General features: G+C 62.1%; 15 protein-coding genes. 9 read left to right on the top strand and 6 right to left on the bottom strand.

Annotated features, from left to right (window positions below; all coding sequences use genetic code 11):
- Nucleotides 1-79: 79 nt before the first annotated feature.
- The 3 genes from ACSSVQ_RS03360 to lptF all read right to left on the bottom strand — a co-directional run bounded on the left by ACSSVQ_RS03360 (nt 80) and on the right by lptF (nt 4,647).
- Nucleotides 80-2,302 carry an LPS-assembly protein LptD gene (locus ACSSVQ_RS03360; protein WP_454180826.1) on the bottom strand — a complete coding sequence of 741 codons (2,223 nt, stop codon included), beginning with the start codon at nt 2,300-2,302 and terminating at the stop codon, nt 80-82.
- A 78-nt stretch (nt 2,303-2,380) separates the two neighbouring features.
- Nucleotides 2,381-3,475: an LPS export ABC transporter permease LptG gene (gene lptG, locus ACSSVQ_RS03355; protein ID WP_293323887.1), complete on the bottom strand. Its 1,095-nt coding sequence runs from the start codon at nt 3,473-3,475 to the stop codon at nt 2,381-2,383.
- Nucleotides 3,475-4,647, bottom strand: coding sequence for an LPS export ABC transporter permease LptF (lptF, locus tag ACSSVQ_RS03350; protein WP_454180825.1), 1,173 nt, complete (start codon nt 4,645-4,647; stop codon nt 3,475-3,477). Before lptF ends, lptG begins: the two co-directional genes overlap by 1 nt.
- Before the next feature lie 231 nt (nt 4,648-4,878).
- Here lptF and ACSSVQ_RS03345 point away from each other — a divergent pair, with 231 nt between their 5' ends.
- From ACSSVQ_RS03345 to ACSSVQ_RS03325, 5 genes are all read left to right on the top strand, one after another.
- Entirely contained in the window at nt 4,879-6,378 is a 1,500-nt protein-coding gene (locus ACSSVQ_RS03345; RefSeq protein WP_339613812.1) for a leucyl aminopeptidase, read from the top strand.
- A gap of 21 nt (nt 6,379-6,399) precedes the next feature.
- Nucleotides 6,400-6,849 carry a DNA polymerase III subunit chi gene (locus tag ACSSVQ_RS03340; RefSeq protein WP_339613811.1) on the top strand — a complete coding sequence of 150 codons (450 nt, stop codon included), beginning with the start codon at nt 6,400-6,402 and terminating at the stop codon, nt 6,847-6,849.
- Nucleotides 6,850-6,974: 125 nt separating this feature from the next.
- Entirely contained in the window at nt 6,975-7,901 is a 927-nt protein-coding gene (locus ACSSVQ_RS03335) for an MBL fold metallo-hydrolase (protein WP_454180824.1), read from the top strand.
- Between the two features lie 123 nt (nt 7,902-8,024).
- A complete protein-coding gene (locus tag ACSSVQ_RS03330; RefSeq protein WP_454180823.1) occupies nt 8,025-8,330 on the top strand; it encodes a DUF4242 domain-containing protein in 306 nt (101 codons plus the stop codon).
- Nucleotides 8,331-8,354: 24 nt separating this feature from the next.
- Nucleotides 8,355-9,041, top strand: coding sequence for a Crp/Fnr family transcriptional regulator (locus ACSSVQ_RS03325; protein ID WP_454180822.1), 687 nt, complete (start codon nt 8,355-8,357; stop codon nt 9,039-9,041).
- Nucleotides 9,042-9,227: 186 nt separating this feature from the next.
- On the opposite strand, the gene ACSSVQ_RS03320 is transcribed toward ACSSVQ_RS03325, so the two are convergent.
- Nucleotides 9,228-9,443 (bottom strand): cold-shock protein, encoded by a 216-nt coding sequence (locus ACSSVQ_RS03320; RefSeq protein WP_339613807.1) that lies wholly within the window; start codon nt 9,441-9,443, stop codon nt 9,228-9,230.
- A 417-nt stretch (nt 9,444-9,860) separates the two neighbouring features.
- On the opposite strand from ACSSVQ_RS03320, the gene ACSSVQ_RS03315 reads away from it, so the two are divergent.
- On the top strand, nt 9,861-10,865 hold the full coding sequence (locus ACSSVQ_RS03315; protein WP_454180821.1) for a fatty acid desaturase family protein: 1,005 nt from the start codon (nt 9,861-9,863) through the stop codon (nt 10,863-10,865).
- 6 nt (nt 10,866-10,871) lie between these two features.
- Here the strand turns inward: ACSSVQ_RS03315 and ACSSVQ_RS03310 are convergent, their stop codons facing one another.
- Complete coding sequence (locus tag ACSSVQ_RS03310) at nt 10,872-11,012, bottom strand: hypothetical protein (protein WP_339613804.1); 141 nt, start codon at nt 11,010-11,012, stop codon at nt 10,872-10,874.
- Nucleotides 11,013-11,324: 312 nt separating this feature from the next.
- Here ACSSVQ_RS03310 and ACSSVQ_RS03305 point away from each other — a divergent pair, with 312 nt between their 5' ends.
- Entirely contained in the window at nt 11,325-12,191 is an 867-nt protein-coding gene (locus tag ACSSVQ_RS03305) for a transglutaminase family protein (RefSeq protein ID WP_454180820.1), read from the top strand.
- Nucleotides 12,192-12,267: 76 nt separating this feature from the next.
- The gene (locus ACSSVQ_RS03300) at nt 12,268-12,594 is read left to right on the top strand and encodes a DUF6665 family protein (protein WP_454180819.1); all 327 of its coding nucleotides are present in this window, start codon (nt 12,268-12,270) and stop codon (nt 12,592-12,594) included.
- A gap of 19 nt (nt 12,595-12,613) precedes the next feature.
- Here the strand turns inward: ACSSVQ_RS03300 and ACSSVQ_RS03295 are convergent, their stop codons facing one another.
- The gene (locus ACSSVQ_RS03295) at nt 12,614-14,530 is read right to left on the bottom strand and encodes an ABC-F family ATP-binding cassette domain-containing protein (protein WP_454180818.1); all 1,917 of its coding nucleotides are present in this window, start codon (nt 14,528-14,530) and stop codon (nt 12,614-12,616) included.
- Nucleotides 14,531-14,670: 140 nt separating this feature from the next.
- Here ACSSVQ_RS03295 and ndk point away from each other — a divergent pair, with 140 nt between their 5' ends.
- Nucleotides 14,671-15,093: a nucleoside-diphosphate kinase gene (gene ndk, locus ACSSVQ_RS03290; protein WP_454180817.1), complete on the top strand. Its 423-nt coding sequence runs from the start codon at nt 14,671-14,673 to the stop codon at nt 15,091-15,093.
- The last annotated feature ends 18 nt before the right edge of the window (nt 15,094-15,111 follow it).

Here is a 15,111-nt window from a genome sequence, read left to right as displayed (position 1 = left end):
TCAGTGGGTTGGCGATACCGTATCTTGATGTGGCACCGTCATGAAAATCTGGTCCGGCTCGATTTGCGCCTGCTCATGCTCACCCGTCGGTGCTCCCGAGCGTCTTGAGCGTCAGACGCAGTATGAAGGAATTCTCCGGCTCGATGTCGCGGTCCCGCGTGAAGGATTGGTAATATCCCAGCGAGATATCGAGGCACTCGTCCGAATATCCCACCCCGACGCTGTTGTTGACCGCGCGATGCTTGGAAAGGTCGCGGCGGGTCTGCCCGAACAGGCGCCAGTAGTCATCGAGCCGCACGACCGAGCCAAGCACGATTTCTTCTCGCGGGGTGAAGGTGCTGAACTGGTCGGCCGCGAAATAGGCATATCCGAGCTGGGCGCTCACCGGGCCGTAGCGGCCATAGGCGTTCACTTCGTTGCGGCGCAGTTTGAAACTTTCGCTGCCGACCCGGAAGCGATGGACGATCAGCCAGTTCGACGAGGGCGATACCATGATCCGTCCGACCACATCGGAAAGTTCGTTCCGAAGCCCGCTCGCGGACGAAAAGCTCTGGTTTTCGTTCAGGCGGAAACTTTGCCCGATCAGCGCGCTGGCGCGGCCCTGCGGGCCCCAGAAGAGCGAATAGCGCATACCGGCATTCAGGCGCGTGCCGGTTTCCCAGCGGTCGAGGCCGGGGAACCTGTTTTCCGAAAAGAGATTGGTGTCGTCGAACTCGAAGCTGAGCGAATCTTCATTGGGCAGCTCCACCGTATTGCCGATATCCGGCGAATAGATGAGCTGCAGGATCGGCTCCAGCACTTCGCGCAGACCGCCGCTGTTGCGTACCAGCGGATAGCTGACCTCGGTGCCCATCGTCGGCAGGCCGCGGAACAGCGTCGTGTCGGAGAAGGTCACGGCCGGGTTGGACGGGTCCTTGACGTTTTCGACGGAATACAAATCGCCGCGCAGATTGGCGAACAGCCGGTAGACCAGACCGCCCACGGTCGTCCGTCTCAGGTTCCAGTCCATCCGGGTGGAAAGGCGGCGCATGTTCGGACCGTCGTTCCGGCCCAGTATCAGCGCATCGCCGGAAAAGGAGACCATGCCGCCCAGTACCTTCGAAGGAAGGGTGTAGCTTCCCTTCATATGCGGTGCGATCCAGGGCGTCGTGTCGTAATTGTCGGATGCGAGCAGGCCGCGAAAGGCATAGAGGTCGGAGGAAAACCAGTTGCGGCCATTCGCGTAATCGACCGACAGGTTGTTGACGAGGTCGGTCGCACCGGAAAGGTCGTATTTGCGCAGATAGGTTTCGTCCGTCGTCAGCTCGCTGCGGAAGCTCCAGCTCCAGTGGTCGTTCAGGCGGAAACTGCCATTGCCGAAAAAGCTGCCGCGGAAATTCTTGTCGCCGGGGGTGCCCAGCGTCTTGTCCCTGGGCCAGGTTCCCGTGCCGTTGAGCGTCATCCGGCCATTGGAAAACAGCTCACGATAGGTGCCTTTGTAGATGATGCCCTGCCGGGTCGTGAAACGCGGCGAGAAGGTGAAATCCTTGTCGGGCGCGATGGCCCAGAAATAGGGCGTCTCAACCTGCTGCCCGAGATCGTTGGAATTGGCAAAGCTCGGCGAGAGGAAGCCGGATTTGCGCTTCACCGACGGATCGGCCATCGAGAAATAGGGCGTATAGAGGATCGGAACCCCGAAGAGTTCCATGCGCGCATCCTCATAGACGATCCGCTGTTCTTCCTTGTTGTGCGTGACGCGGAAGGCCTTGATCTGCCAGAGAGGTTCCGTTTCGCCTTTTTCCGCACAGACGTCGCAAGGGCTGTAGACACCTTTGTGGAGGGTCGTGATGTTGGCGTCCTTGCGGACGACGTCATTGCCCGCGAGCTTTGCGTTGTTCGCCATCAGGATGCGCAAGGTGGTGACGACACCGTCCTTCATCTTGTTGCGCAGGACGAGATGGTCGGCAAAGGCGACATCCCCGCCGGGATCGAGAAGAGCCACATTGCCGTCGGCGGTCACGACGTCCGCCTTTTCGTCATAGACGACCTTGTCTGCAATCAGGACACGCTTGCCGTAAGCAAGTTCGACATTCCCTCGCGCCGTCACGATCTGTGCGTTGCGGTCATAATCGAGTTCGTCGGCAAGCATGAGCACTTCGCCGGAGTCCGGGAAGCGCTCGTTCTTGACGATTTCGGATTGCGGTCGCGCGTCCTGGGCCGAGGCCGGGACAGTGCCGAATGCCAGGCCCGCCAGCAGCGTCGCCGGCAGGAGAATCGCAGCACCCAACTCGTGCCGGATTTTGTTCGTTCCACCCCGTGTCACGTGCTGCTTCAGCCCCCTGATGCCCCTCATTCATGCGCGGCCGGGGGATATGGAAATCCCCCGCGATTCGTCTGGTCTCTAACCGTCCTCAAGGTGGAACAGTACTGCAAGCCCCAAAAACAGGACCATAAGCGATGGCGCCCACGCCGCAAGGAAGAGAGGCAATATGCCCGATAGGCCGAGCGCGAGCGAGAGGTCGGAGAGAAAATAGACGATAAATCCGGAAAATATGCCGCCCATCACCAATTGGGCCATGCCGCCGAAGCGGTTCATGCGCAACGAGAAGGCCGATCCCACCAGCACCATGGTGCATAGCAGCAGGGGCGTCGCCAGAATTTCGTAGAAATGGAGCTTGTAGCGCCTGGCCGTAAAGCCGGCGGCTTCCGCGGTCTCGATGAAGCGGGGCAGGTCCCAGAACGAAATCGTGTTGGGATTCGCAAAGCTTTCCTGCACCTGCTCGCGGGTCAGCGATGTCGGCTGCTGGAAGCTGTCCAGATGCACCGGCGACTGGTTGGGGCGGGCGATCCAGAGGTCGGACAGCGCCCAGTAGCCGTCGCGCAAGACGGCCTTTTTGGCGTCGATGCGGCCGGTAAACTCGTCATTCAGGCCATAAAGAATGAAGATCACCTGATCGAGCGTCAGCCCGGCATCGCCGATCTTGGTGGCGTGAATCACGGCCTGGCCCTTCTGGTCCGCCTGACGCAGCCAAAGCCCGTTGTCCGACACGGCCATGAAGCTCGACCGGCCTTTCAGATGCGTCGCGTCGAGCTGATCGAATCGCGACGCCATGGTGGCCGATATCGGGTTGTAGATCGTGATGACGATCACCCCCAGCGTGAAGGCCACGAAGATGGCGGGCGCGAGAAACTGCCAGACGGAGATGCCCGAGGCCCGCGCAATGACGAGTTCGTTGCTGCGGCTCAATCTCAGAAAGCAGGCCATGGCGCCGAACAGTACCGCGAAGGGCATCGTTGCATTGCCGACGCGCGGCAGATCCAGAAGGGCCATTCCAGCCAGAAAGGCGAAGGAAATGTCGTCATGCTCCGCCCCCCGGCGCATCAGCTCCACGAGGTCGATCATATAGATGATGAGCAGGAACAGGCCGAAGGTGAACAGCGCCGTGGTGAGAAAGCGCTTCGCGAAATAGGTCGAAAGCGTCCAGGAGAAATTCATCAGGCACGTCTCCCGGACCGCGGATGGCGGATCATGGCGCGGATCGCGTTGAGCCCGGCGAAGGCTTTCGCCTCGAGCGGAACACCCGACAGCACCGCCCCGGCCATGGCGCATACCAGGAGCGGAATGATGTACATGAGCGGGATCGCGGCGGGCGCGGTGGCAGCCGAACTCACAATGCCGAAGGCCAGAACGCGGAAGAACAGTGCAATGCTCGCCGCCATGGCGATGCGCATGCCGTAGCCCCGGCGGCTGAACGGGGCGGGCAGCAGCGCGGCCAGCGCCACCAGCGCGAAAAGCAGCGGATAAAGGGCGTTCGAGAGGCGGTCATTCGCATCCGCCAGAAGCTGGGTCCGGAATTGTTTGGCATAGGCGTCGTCGGGCGCCGGGTTCACGAGCTCGCTGAAATAGCGCTCGCGGGCCTCGTTGTAATATTCCGGCTCCTGCTGGATGTAGGACGACAGGTCGTAGGTGTATTTGTCGAAATAGAGCAGGGTGACGGGCCCGCTTTCGCCGTCGGCGGTCCGGTCGACGCGCTGGATATTGCCGTTGAACATGACGAGGCGGGGCCCGGCGGGGCTCTTCACCAGACTGCCGGTCTCGGCAAGATAGGTGGTCGGCTTCAGCTTGTTGCGGCTGTCCTGCACCAGAATGCCGTGCACCGTGCCGTCGCTCGACCTCTCGCGGACATAGACCGTGAGGCCCTCGGTCGGATTGGTGAAGGTGCCCTCGCGCAGCATGGTCGAGACGACATCGCCGCGGATTTCATAAAGCCGGCTCTTCAGCTCGCGAAGGCCCGCCGGGGCGATATAGATGTTGAGGGCCAGTACCACGACCGAAACCGCGCCCGCCACTGCGAGGACGGGAACCGCCACCCGCCACATGCTCATGCCGGCGGAGAACATCACCACAACCTCGCTGTCGCTGATGAGCTTGTGCAGCGCGTAAAGCACGGCGCAAAGCAGCGAGATGGGCAGGACGATGGCCAGCGTGCTGGGGAGCGCGAGAACCGTCAGGTCGAAATAGGAGAAAATGCTCTGACCCTGCGAGATCAGTACGTCCAGCATTCGGAGCGCCTGGGTCAGCCAGATGATTCCGGTCAGCACGAATGTGACGATCGCGAAGGGCACCGCCGATTGCCAGAAGATGTACCGTGTGAGCGATTGCAGCATCGAATCCGTCGGACGGCGCAATGGGAAAATTGTTCGGAGCGGTCAGGTTTGTCTATCCTGTGCCGCCGGGTTAGATAGCATGGTTATCCCAATTCGACGGGCGGGAAAAGGCGGCGGGGCCGCCTCCGGACCGCCCGACCCCCAAAGGCCGCCTTCTCAGGCCTGCCCGGGAGGCCAACCAGAATGCGGAACGGGCGCAAGGGCGCCGGTGTCCGGAGAAAGGCTTGTTTGATGAATATTTCCTTCGCTGACATATCGCTGACCAAATCGGGTGCGCTCGCCGTCCTCGTGACCGAGGCCGCGACGCCGCGGGGCGTGGCCGCCGACATCGACAAAAAGGCCGATGGCGCCCTGAAGCGGGCCATGAAGGCCGCCGGATTTACCGGCAAGGCGGAAAGCGTGATCGAGATCCTCGCGCCCAAGGGGCTGAGCGCCAGCCGGGTTCTTCTCGTCGGTGTGGGCAAGACGGGCGATCTCAGCAAGGCGGTGCTGGAAAAGGCGGGCGGCATCATTGTCGGACGGCTCGAAAGGGACAAGGAGACCGCCGGGGCGGTCGTGGTGGACGGCATATCCTCCGCCCGCATCACGGCGGCCGACGCAGCGGCGCATGTCGCCTTGGGCGCGGCGCTCAGGGCCTACAAGTTCGACAAATACAAGACCGCCAAGGGTGGCAACCACAAGGACCCGAAGAAGGAGTTGAAGACGCTCTCCATCATGTCCAGCGGGGCCGCCGCCGCGCGCCGGGCCTATTCGCCGCTTTCCAAGGTGGCCGAAGGGGTGTGCCTTGCCCGCGATCTCGTGAACGAACCCGCCAATATTCTGCACCCGGGGGAATTCGCCAAGCGCGCCCGCGCTCTTTCCAAGCTCGGCGTGAAGGTGGAGGTTCTCAGCGAAGCGCAGATGCAGAAGCTCGGCATGGGCGCGCTCCTCGGCGTGGGGATGGGCAGCCAGCATGAGAGCAAGCTCGTCGTCATGCGCTGGGAAGGCGGCAAGGCGAACGACAAGCCGGTCGCTTTCGTCGGCAAGGGCGTCTGCTTCGACACCGGCGGCATCTCGTTGAAGCCGCCGGCAGGCATGGAAGACATGAAAGGCGATATGGGCGGCGCAGCCTGCGTGACCGGCCTCATGCATGCGCTCGCGGCCCGCAAGACCAAGGCGAATGTGGTCGGCGTGATCGGCCTCGTGGAAAACATGCCCGACGGCAAGGCGCAGCGCCCCGGCGACATCGTGACCTCCATGTCGGGCCAGACCATCGAGGTCATCAACACCGATGCGGAAGGCCGCCTCGTGCTGGCCGATGCGCTCTGGTACACGCAGAACCGCTTCAAACCGAAATTCATGATCGACCTGGCGACGCTGACCGGCGCGATCATGGTCGCGCTCGGCAAGGAGCATGCGGGCCTCTTTTCCAATGACGACCGTCTGTCGCGCCAGCTTGGCGATGCCGGCATGGCCGAGGGCGAGAAGGTCTGGCGGCTTCCCATGGGGCCGGCCTATGACAAGCTCATCAATTCCAAATTCGCGGACATGAAGAATGTCGGCGGACGGGATGCGGGCTCGATTACCGCGGCGCAGTTCCTCGAGCGTTTCGTGAACAAGGTGACATGGGCGCATCTCGACATCGCCGGCACGGCCATGGCCTCGCCGCAGACGCCGACCAACCATAGCTGGGGCGCCGGCTGGGGCGTGCGGCTGCTCAATCGTCTGGTGGCGGATAATTACGAGGCGTAATTGCCCGCACCGGAGAACGGCATGACCGAGGTGCTTTTCTATCATCTGCAGAACGCGCCGCTTGAGCGCGTTCTGCCCGACCTCCTGGAACGCTCGCTGCAACGCGGCTGGCGGGCCATCGTGCGTGCAGGAAGCAAGGAGCGGCTGGACGCGCTCAACAACACGCTTTGGACCTATCGCGACGAGAGCTTCCTGCCGCATGGCACGCTTGAGGACGGGCCGCCGGAGCTGGAACCGATCCTGCTGACGACGGAAGCCGAAAACCCCAACGGGGCGAATGTGCTCTTTCTGGTGGACGGGGCGGCGCCCGGTGAGGTGACCGGCTACGAGCGCTGCGTCCTGATGTTCGACGGCCGCGATGCGGATGCCGTCGCCGCGGCCCGGAACCACTGGAAGACGCTGAAAGACGCGGGTCACGACACGACCTACTGGCAGCAGAGCGATGCCGGGAAATGGGAAAAGAAGGCCTGAGGCCCGCCCGGCCATATGGTTCCCGGCCATACATTTTTCGTCGTCCCGATATGTAGATTTCCCCGATTGCCATTCGCCGTAGCGCGCTCCATCTTCTGCGAAGGAAAAATGGAGGGGAGGGGATCATGTCCACATGGGTGAAGGTGACGCTCGGCGTCGTGGCGGTGCTGCTGGCGATTGGCAGCGGGGTCTATTGGTGGCTGATCGTGGATGGCGCCGCGCCCGAGAAAGTGGCCGATTTCGCTCTCGATATCGACGATCTGCGCAAGCTGGCCAGTGAACGGCCCGGCGACAAGCCGGCCGAAATCCGTGTCGAAGAGGTCGCGGCCTTCGCCTTTCCGGCAACCGCCGTGGTGGCGGGCGACGGCTGGAAGACCGTATCCTTGCCGGTATTCACCTACCAGATCGCCTATCCGGACGGCCACACGGTGATCGTGGACACGGCGCTCGAAAAGGAGATGGGCGGCGACAATCTGGCCTCCTTCGACCCTGAAGCCTATGCCCGGATGGAGCAGGCGATGGGCGATGCCTCGCTGATCCTCATTACCCATGAGCATATGGACCATATTGGCGGGCTGACGGCATATCCCGATCTGCCGGCGATCCTGCCGCAGACCAAACTGACGGCGGAGCAGGTCGCCCACCCCGAGCGCAGCGTGCCGGCGAAGTTCCCCGACGGGGCGCTCGATGGATATGAAGGGCTCGACTATGCCCATTACGACGCCATTGCGCCGGGCATCGTCCTGATCAAATCGCCGGGCCATACGCCGGGCAGCCAGATGGTCTATGTCCAGACTGCGGACGGCAAGGAAGTGCTGCTGATCGGCGATGTCGCCTGGCACTACAAGAACATCGAGGTGATGCGCGAGCGCGCCCGGCTGGTGACCAAATTCATGCTGAAGGAGAACCGTGGTCTGGTTTTCAGTGAGCTGAAGGCGCTGGCAGACCTTGCCGACGCGGCGCCGGAGGTTGCGATCGTGCCCGGACATGATGGCGGGGTCGTGACTGCGCTGCTCGACAAGGGCGTGATGGCCAGGGGCTTCGCGGAGTAACGATGCTTCGCTCGCCCGAGGGAAGTGGGGGGCGATGTGACGTTTGTTCCAGAAATGGCGGAGCGCTTGCTGTTTACAGAAAGAGCGGCGCGAGTGGCGCCGATTTCGATCTGGAGCAAGACAATGCAGAAAATGAAGTTCTTCATCGACACTCACGACCAGACGCGCGGCTCCTTCCCGGCCGAGATTTCGAAGGAGGATTTTGCGGGGTTCTACGAGGCCTATGAAACGGCTTGCGCCGAAGAAGGCGTGGTGAGCCTGCGTATCCATGTCGGTTTTGACGAGGGCCGCGCCTTCTGTCTCAATATGGCGCCGAGCGCGGAAGCGGTCAGGCGGGTTCATGAGAAGGTCGGGCTGATGTTCGATACGATCACCGAGGTCACGACGGTGACGCCGGGCGATATGTACTTTGTCGGGAAGGCAGCCTGACAAGACAAAGAATGCGAGAGGCGAATGCAAATACCGGAAGATGCCATCGACGCATTTGCCTTTGCTCGCGAAATACGATCCGACACAAAGGCGAGGCTCCATGCCGACCTGACGCTGAACACCGTGCCGCCGGGAGCGGATATCCTCCATCCCGGCGACGCGGTGAGCGGCGTCTATCTTGTGCGCTCGGGCGCGATCCGGGTTTACTATGTCGGTCCCGATGGACGCGAAGGCACGCTCTACTGGATCGAACCGGGGCAGAGCTGCATTCTGGCCTTGAATAGTCTGTTCACGGATATCCCTTATCCCGCATGGGCCGCAGCGGAGGAGCAGGGCGCCGAAGTCCTTTCCGTCTCGGGGCCTGTGTTTCGTGCTTTGTTTGCCGAGGACCAGGCCGTTCAACGCTTTCTCTTCGAACAGCTTTCAGGACGCGTCTTCTCCTTGTTGCAGTTTCTCGAAGAAACGATGCGGCTGCCACAGGAAGAGCGGCTGGTACTGCTGCTGATGGAACGTGCCGATGAGGCAGGTGTCATCCGCATGTCTCAGGAGACGCTGGCGCGGCATCTCGGAACCGTCCGCGAGGTTGTCTCCCGCCTTCTGCGCAACCTTGCCAGCCAGGGAATGATCGAATTGGCGCCGCGCCGCATCACGATCCTCGACCGGAAGCGCCTCGAAGCCATGGTCTCCGACGCGGGAACCGGCTTGCGGTGATCGGGCAGCAAAAAGCCCCGCATCCATCATCAGGATACGGGGCCAAAGACGCGAGGCGTCTTACAGGGCATCATGCCGCCGCACTACCGCTTTTTTCAGGACCGCCAGTACATCCGTGGTCGATCTTGAGAAAGGGTAGGCGGACTGCCGGTCTTATCCGGAAATCCGGAACGCCGGCTTGTGCAATCAGTCCAGAAACTTGAGGTTTTCAGCAGCGCTCTTGCCGCTCTTCGCATCCCGTGCAAGCTCGTATTCGACCTTCTGGCCTTCACGCAGGTTGCTGGATCCGGCGCGCTCCACAGCGCTGATGTGAACGAAGGCGTCGTTGCCGCCATCATCCGGCTGGATAAAGCCAAAGCCCTTTTGGGCGTTGAACCACTTTACGGTTCCTGTCGTCGTCATGTTTTGTTTCTTCCAAACATAGTGTGGTCGGCCCACACCTCGCGGGCCGTCGAAATCGAATTGTCAGGTGAGATGATGATGAACTTGGGGCGGGCTGTGCCCGCACAAGGCCAAAACGTCTGGCCGTCTATCGATTGAACAGGATATAAATCCTGTACGGGTAAAGTACAAGTATATTCGAAAATTTATTTATCTGGTACCGTATAAAAAATCGAAATGTTTCCAAGAATACCAACGCAGCCGACTGTTTTTAAAGCGGTTTTTCTCGCAAAACTCGAAGGTTTTTGCGATTGAATTTCGACCCGTGGCTGCGAATGAGCTGGAAATTACCTTCATGAACCGCATGCGCCGGTTCCATTTCAAAGCGCCGACCGCAGCGCAATGCCGGTCGTTTTCTTACCATGTGAGACATATTCTTTGTCCGAAACTGCCAAAACACTCCGGGCGGCCGTGGTGCCGTTCGAGAAGCCGAGCCTGAAGCTCGCGCTCTTCCAGATCGTTTCCTCCGTCGGTTCCTATCTCGTCACCCTGGCCCTGATGTATTGGTCGGTCGGCGTTTCCTACTGGTTGACGCTCGCCTTGTCGGTGCCCGCCGCCGCCTTCCTCGTGCGGATATTCATCATCCAGCATGATTGCGGGCATGGCTCCTTCGTGGCGTCGCGCCGCGCCAACGACATTATCGGCCGGATATGCGGCTGGCTGACGCTCGCGCCGTATCAGAACTGGCGGCGCCAGCATGCGCAGCACCATGCGAACTGGAACAATCTGGACCGCCGGGAATCCGGGGCCGACATCTACTCCGCCTGCCTGACAGTGGCCGAGTATCAGGCGCTCACGCCGCGCGAACGTTTTTTCTACCGCCTGCCGCGCCATCCATTGCTGGCGCATCTCGTCATTCCGCCCCTGGTTTTTCTGCTGCTTTACCGCTTGCCCTTCGACACGCCCGGCGACTGGGTGAAGGAACGCCGCTCAGTCTGGATGACGAATTTGGCGCTCCTTGCCGGTTTCACCGGGCTGGGGCTGATCTTCGGTTTCGGTACGGTCGCCATGGTGCATCTGCCGATCATTCTGGTGACGACCGTGATCGGGGTCTGGCTTTTCTCCGTCCAGCACCGCTTCGACAATGCGAAATGGCTGCGCCGCGACGAGTGGAGCCATGCCGCCGCCTCGATGGAGGGATCGTCCTATCTGAAACTGCCGAGGATCCTGCAATGGGCGACAGGCAATATCGGCTTTCATCACATCCATCATCTGGCGCCGCGCGTGCCGAACTACCGGCTGGAGGCTTGTTACCGAAGTGCGTCCGTGTTGAGCGAACGCTCGCCGCTGACCTTGCGGGCGGCCTTGCGGGCCTCGACGCTTACCCTGTGGGATGAAGCGAAGAGGAAGCTCGTGACCTTCAGCGACGCGCGGACGGCCTGACGAGCCTTAGTGCTTTTTGCCGCCTGTCTTGGAAAGAGGCGCCTTGCTTCCCTTGTTGAACAGGGGAAGCGTTTCCGCCACGACCGCCGGTTTCACGGCCTTCGGTTTCTTGGCTTCCCGGTTGCTTCGTTTCTGGCCCTTGGCCATTTTCGTGTCCTTTGCGCCCCCAATGGGGCTGCGATGCAGTGATGAGGGGAGCCTTTTTCCTCGGACACGCGAAGATGAGCGGAGCGAATGGAAACCGCTCCGGTCGTGCCGCAGCGACGTAATGCTGCGGGCTGTCTGTTTTTCAGGACAAAAGGCTTGCCGGCCCGGTGCGTGTCTCGCGTTCGGTTCGCCGGTAACCGATCCGCAGACGATACAGGCAAGGGCAGACGCAATACAATTCCATTCTTGCATCGGGAGCGGCGCCGGTATCCGGTTTGTCTCCCGACCAGCTTCGCCGCAAGGAGGCGCAACGTGACGGTAATTACCATTCGGCACCGAACGACCTACACCTATGAGGAAGCCGTCAGCCTGGGACCGCACCGCCTCATGCTGCGGCCGCGCGAGAGCCGGGACCTTCGTCTCCTGTCGCATGAGGTGACGGTAACGCCGAAGGCCGAGCTTTCATGGTCGAGCGACGTGTTCGGAAATGCCGTGGCGATCGCCTCGATTGCCTCGCCCACCGACCGGCTGGTGATCGACAGCGTCGCGCGGATCGAACTCGACATCGAGCCCTGGCCGGTCTTTCCCATCGCGGCCTCTGCGATCCGCTATCCGTTTTTATATTCCGAAGACGAATGGACCGATCTCGGCGCCATGACGGTGCTTCAGTATGAAGACCCCGCGGACAGGTTGCGGATCTGGGCGAGGGGCTTCGTCCGGGGAGAGGAAACCGACACGCTGGCGCTACTCAAGGATCTCAATACGGGCGTCGGGGCGTGGATCGGCTATCGCGAGCGCGAGGAGGAGGGGACGCAGTCTCCTTCGGAAACGCTGGACCGGGGGACAGGCACCTGCCGCGATTTCGCCGTGCTGTTTGCCGAGGCGGCCCGTTCGCTCGGCTTTGGCGCGCGGATCGTCTCCGGCTATCTGAGCAATCCCGACGACCCGGACACGATCGGCTCGGCCGAGGCCGGGTCCACCCACGCATGGGTGGAGGTTTACGTGCCGGGGGCGGGCTGGATCAGCTTCGACCCGACCAATCGCGGGATGGGGGGATACAATCTCGTGCCCGTTTGCGTGGCGCGGAATATCCGCCAGACGATCCCCGTTTCAGGCAGTTTCGCCGGCGGTCCCGCCGCCTTTCGCGAGATGGAGGTGGAGGTCGTCGTGTCCCGCTAGGGGCGCCTCACGTCCCTCTCGAAATCACATGCGATCTCATGTTTGAATAGCGCTCCATCGAACGGATTGCGCCCCCATGTCGCTCAGACCGCCAAATCTTTTTGCCGTCAAAACCCATGTGGAAACCGGCGAGCAGGTGCTGGACCAGGAAATCCTCGCCGAGCAGGCCTCCGCGCTGGGCCGGGCGGGCGCGGGCGTGGAAAAGGCGCTGAAGAAGCTGCGGGCATGCGACGCGCAAGACGAGGCGCGTCCCGCGCTGGTGCAGGATGTGGCGGACAAGGTCTATGGCTTCCTGATCCAGCGTGAGCTTTGCGGTTTGCGCGACCGGCGCGAGGTGATCAGCGCCTACGGCATTCCGGGCGAGGTGCTGGCGCGGCTGGGCGTGGCGGGCCCGAAGAAATAGCCGGTCAATCCGCCGCCCTTCAATCCGCCGCCATGGCCTCTTCATAGGCCGAACTTGCTTCCAGCCAGGCTTCCTCGGCGGCTTCCACGGCGCGCAGGGCGTCGGCGCGGGCCTTGGCAAGCTCGTTTGCCTTGTCCGGATCGCGGTCGAAGAGACCGGGTTCGGCAAGCTTCGCGTCGATCTTTGCGACTTCGGCCTGACACCGCCCGATTTCCTTTTCGGCGGCCTGCGCCTTCTTTTTGAGCGGGGCGAACTGTTCCCGCTTCTTCGCGGCCTGGCGGCGGGCTTCCCGCTTGTCGTTGGACGGACGCGGGGCGGCGGGAACGTCCTCCGCCTCTTCCTCGCCGGGCGCGATGGGGCGCACGCGCCGCGCCGGATCGAGCAGCCATTTGCGGTAGTCGTTCAGGTCGCCCTCATAAGGCGCGACCGTACCGTCCGCGACCAGCCAGAGCCGGTCGGCGCAGGTTTCCACCAGATGGCGGTCATGGCTGATCAGGATGAAAGCGCCGTCATAATCATTGATCGCCATGACGAGCGCTTCGCGGCTGTCGACATCGAGATGGTTGGTCGGTTCGTCGAGAATGATGAGATGCGGCTTGTGGAAGGTTGCGATGGCAAAGAGAAGCCGCGCCTTCTCGCCGCCCGACAGCTTCTCCACCTTGGTGTCGGCCTTGTCGGCGCCGAACCCGTAGGAGCCGGCGGCGGCGCGCACCTGTGCCTGCGTCGCATCGGGCATCAGCTCGCGGAAATGCTCATAGGGCGTCTCGCCCATATTGAGCTCGTCGAGCTGGTGCTGCGCGAAATAGGCGATACGTAGCTTCTTGGAATCGTATTTGTGCCCGGAGCTGACGCGCAGCCGGTCGCAAAGCAGCTTGGCGAAAGTCGATTTGCCGTTGCCGTTCGCGCCCAGAAGCGCAATGCGGTCGTCCTGGTCGATCCGCAGGTCGAGGTCCTTGAGCACCGGCTTGTCCGGCTCGTAGCCGACGGAGGCATGTTCCAGCCGGATGATGGGCGAGGACAGCGGCTTTTCCGGCGCGGGAAAGCGGAAGGGCAGCACGCGCTCGTTCAGAATGTCGGCGATGGGCTCCATCTTCGCCAGTGCCTTCATGCGGCTTTGCGCCTGACGGGCCTTGGAGGCTTTCGCCTTGAAGCGCTCCACGAAACTTTCCATGTGGCGGCGGGCGTCTTCCTGCTTCTTCTTCATCGACATCTGCAGCAGCAGCTTCTCGCGGCGCGTTTTGTCGAAGCGGTCGTAATTGCCCGCATAGAAGGTCAGTTTCTTGTGCTCCAGATGCAGGATCGACTGCGCGACATTGTTCAGCAGGTCGCGGTCATGGCTGACGATGAGGACGGTATGCGGATAATGGCGCAGATAATCCTCAAGCCAGATCGTGCCTTCCAGATCGAGATAGTTGGTCGGCTCGTCGAGCAGCAGCAGGTCGGGTTCCGAAAAGAGCACCGCGGCCAGCGCCACGCGCATCCGCCAGCCGCCGGAAAAATCCGAACAGGGCCGCGCCTGGGCGGCGTCGTCGAACCCGAGGCCGGCCAGGATCGAGGCCGCGCGGGCAGGGGCCGCATGGGCGCCCATATCGGCGAGCCGCGTATGGATTTCCGAGATGCGGTGCGGGTCGGTCGCCGTTTCGGCCTCCTCCAGCAGCGAGGCACGTTCCAGATCGGCGGCCAGCACCGTATCGAGCAGCGTGATGGGTCCGGCGGGCGCTTCCTGCCGGACCATGCCGATACGCCAGTTCTTCGGATAGCTGACGCCGCCCGTCTCGGTGCCGTATTCGCCGGTGATGATCTTCAGCAGCGTGGACTTGCCGGTGCCGTTGCGCCCGACAAACCCCACCCGCTGGCCCGGCGGGATGGCACCGGAGACGTGATCGAGAAGGAGGCGGCCCTCCATGCGGAATGTGAGATCGTTGAAATGCAACATGAGCGGCTACTTAGCACCGGGCGATGCGTTCGTCACGGGGCGATGGTTGCCGCCTTGGCCGCGGCCCGCTATAAGGCCGCCAAAACCCGCCGGGAGAGCCCGGCGGCATTCAAGACAGCCCCCTAAAGAGGACGAAGATCATGGCCCTTCAGCGGACCTTTTCGATCATCAAGCCGGACGCGACCCGGCGCAACATCACCGGCAAGATCGTCGACCGCCTGGAAAGCGCGGGCCTTCGCGTGGTCGCCTCCAAGCGCATCCACATGACGAAGGAGCAGGCCGAGGGCTTCTATGCGGTCCATAAGGAACGCCCCTTCTTTAACGATCTCGTGGCCTTCATGATCTCCGGCCCGGTCGTGGTGCAGGTGCTGGAAGGCGAAGACGCCGTGACCAAGAACCGCGAAGTGATGGGCGCCACCAACCCCGCCGACGCCGCCGAGGGCACCATCCGCAAGGATTTCGCGGAGAGCATCGAAGCGAACTCCGTGCATGGTTCCGATGCGCCGGAAACGGCTGCCGAAGAGATCAAGTACTTCTTCAAGGACGAAGAGATCGTCGGCTGATTTCAGCCTGCGTGACGA

This window comes from Parvibaculum sp. MBR-TMA-1.3b-4.2, from assembly GCF_053628815.1.
The sequence above is the reverse complement of the archived record's forward strand: the minus strand, read 5'-3'. Positions and strand labels throughout refer to the sequence as shown.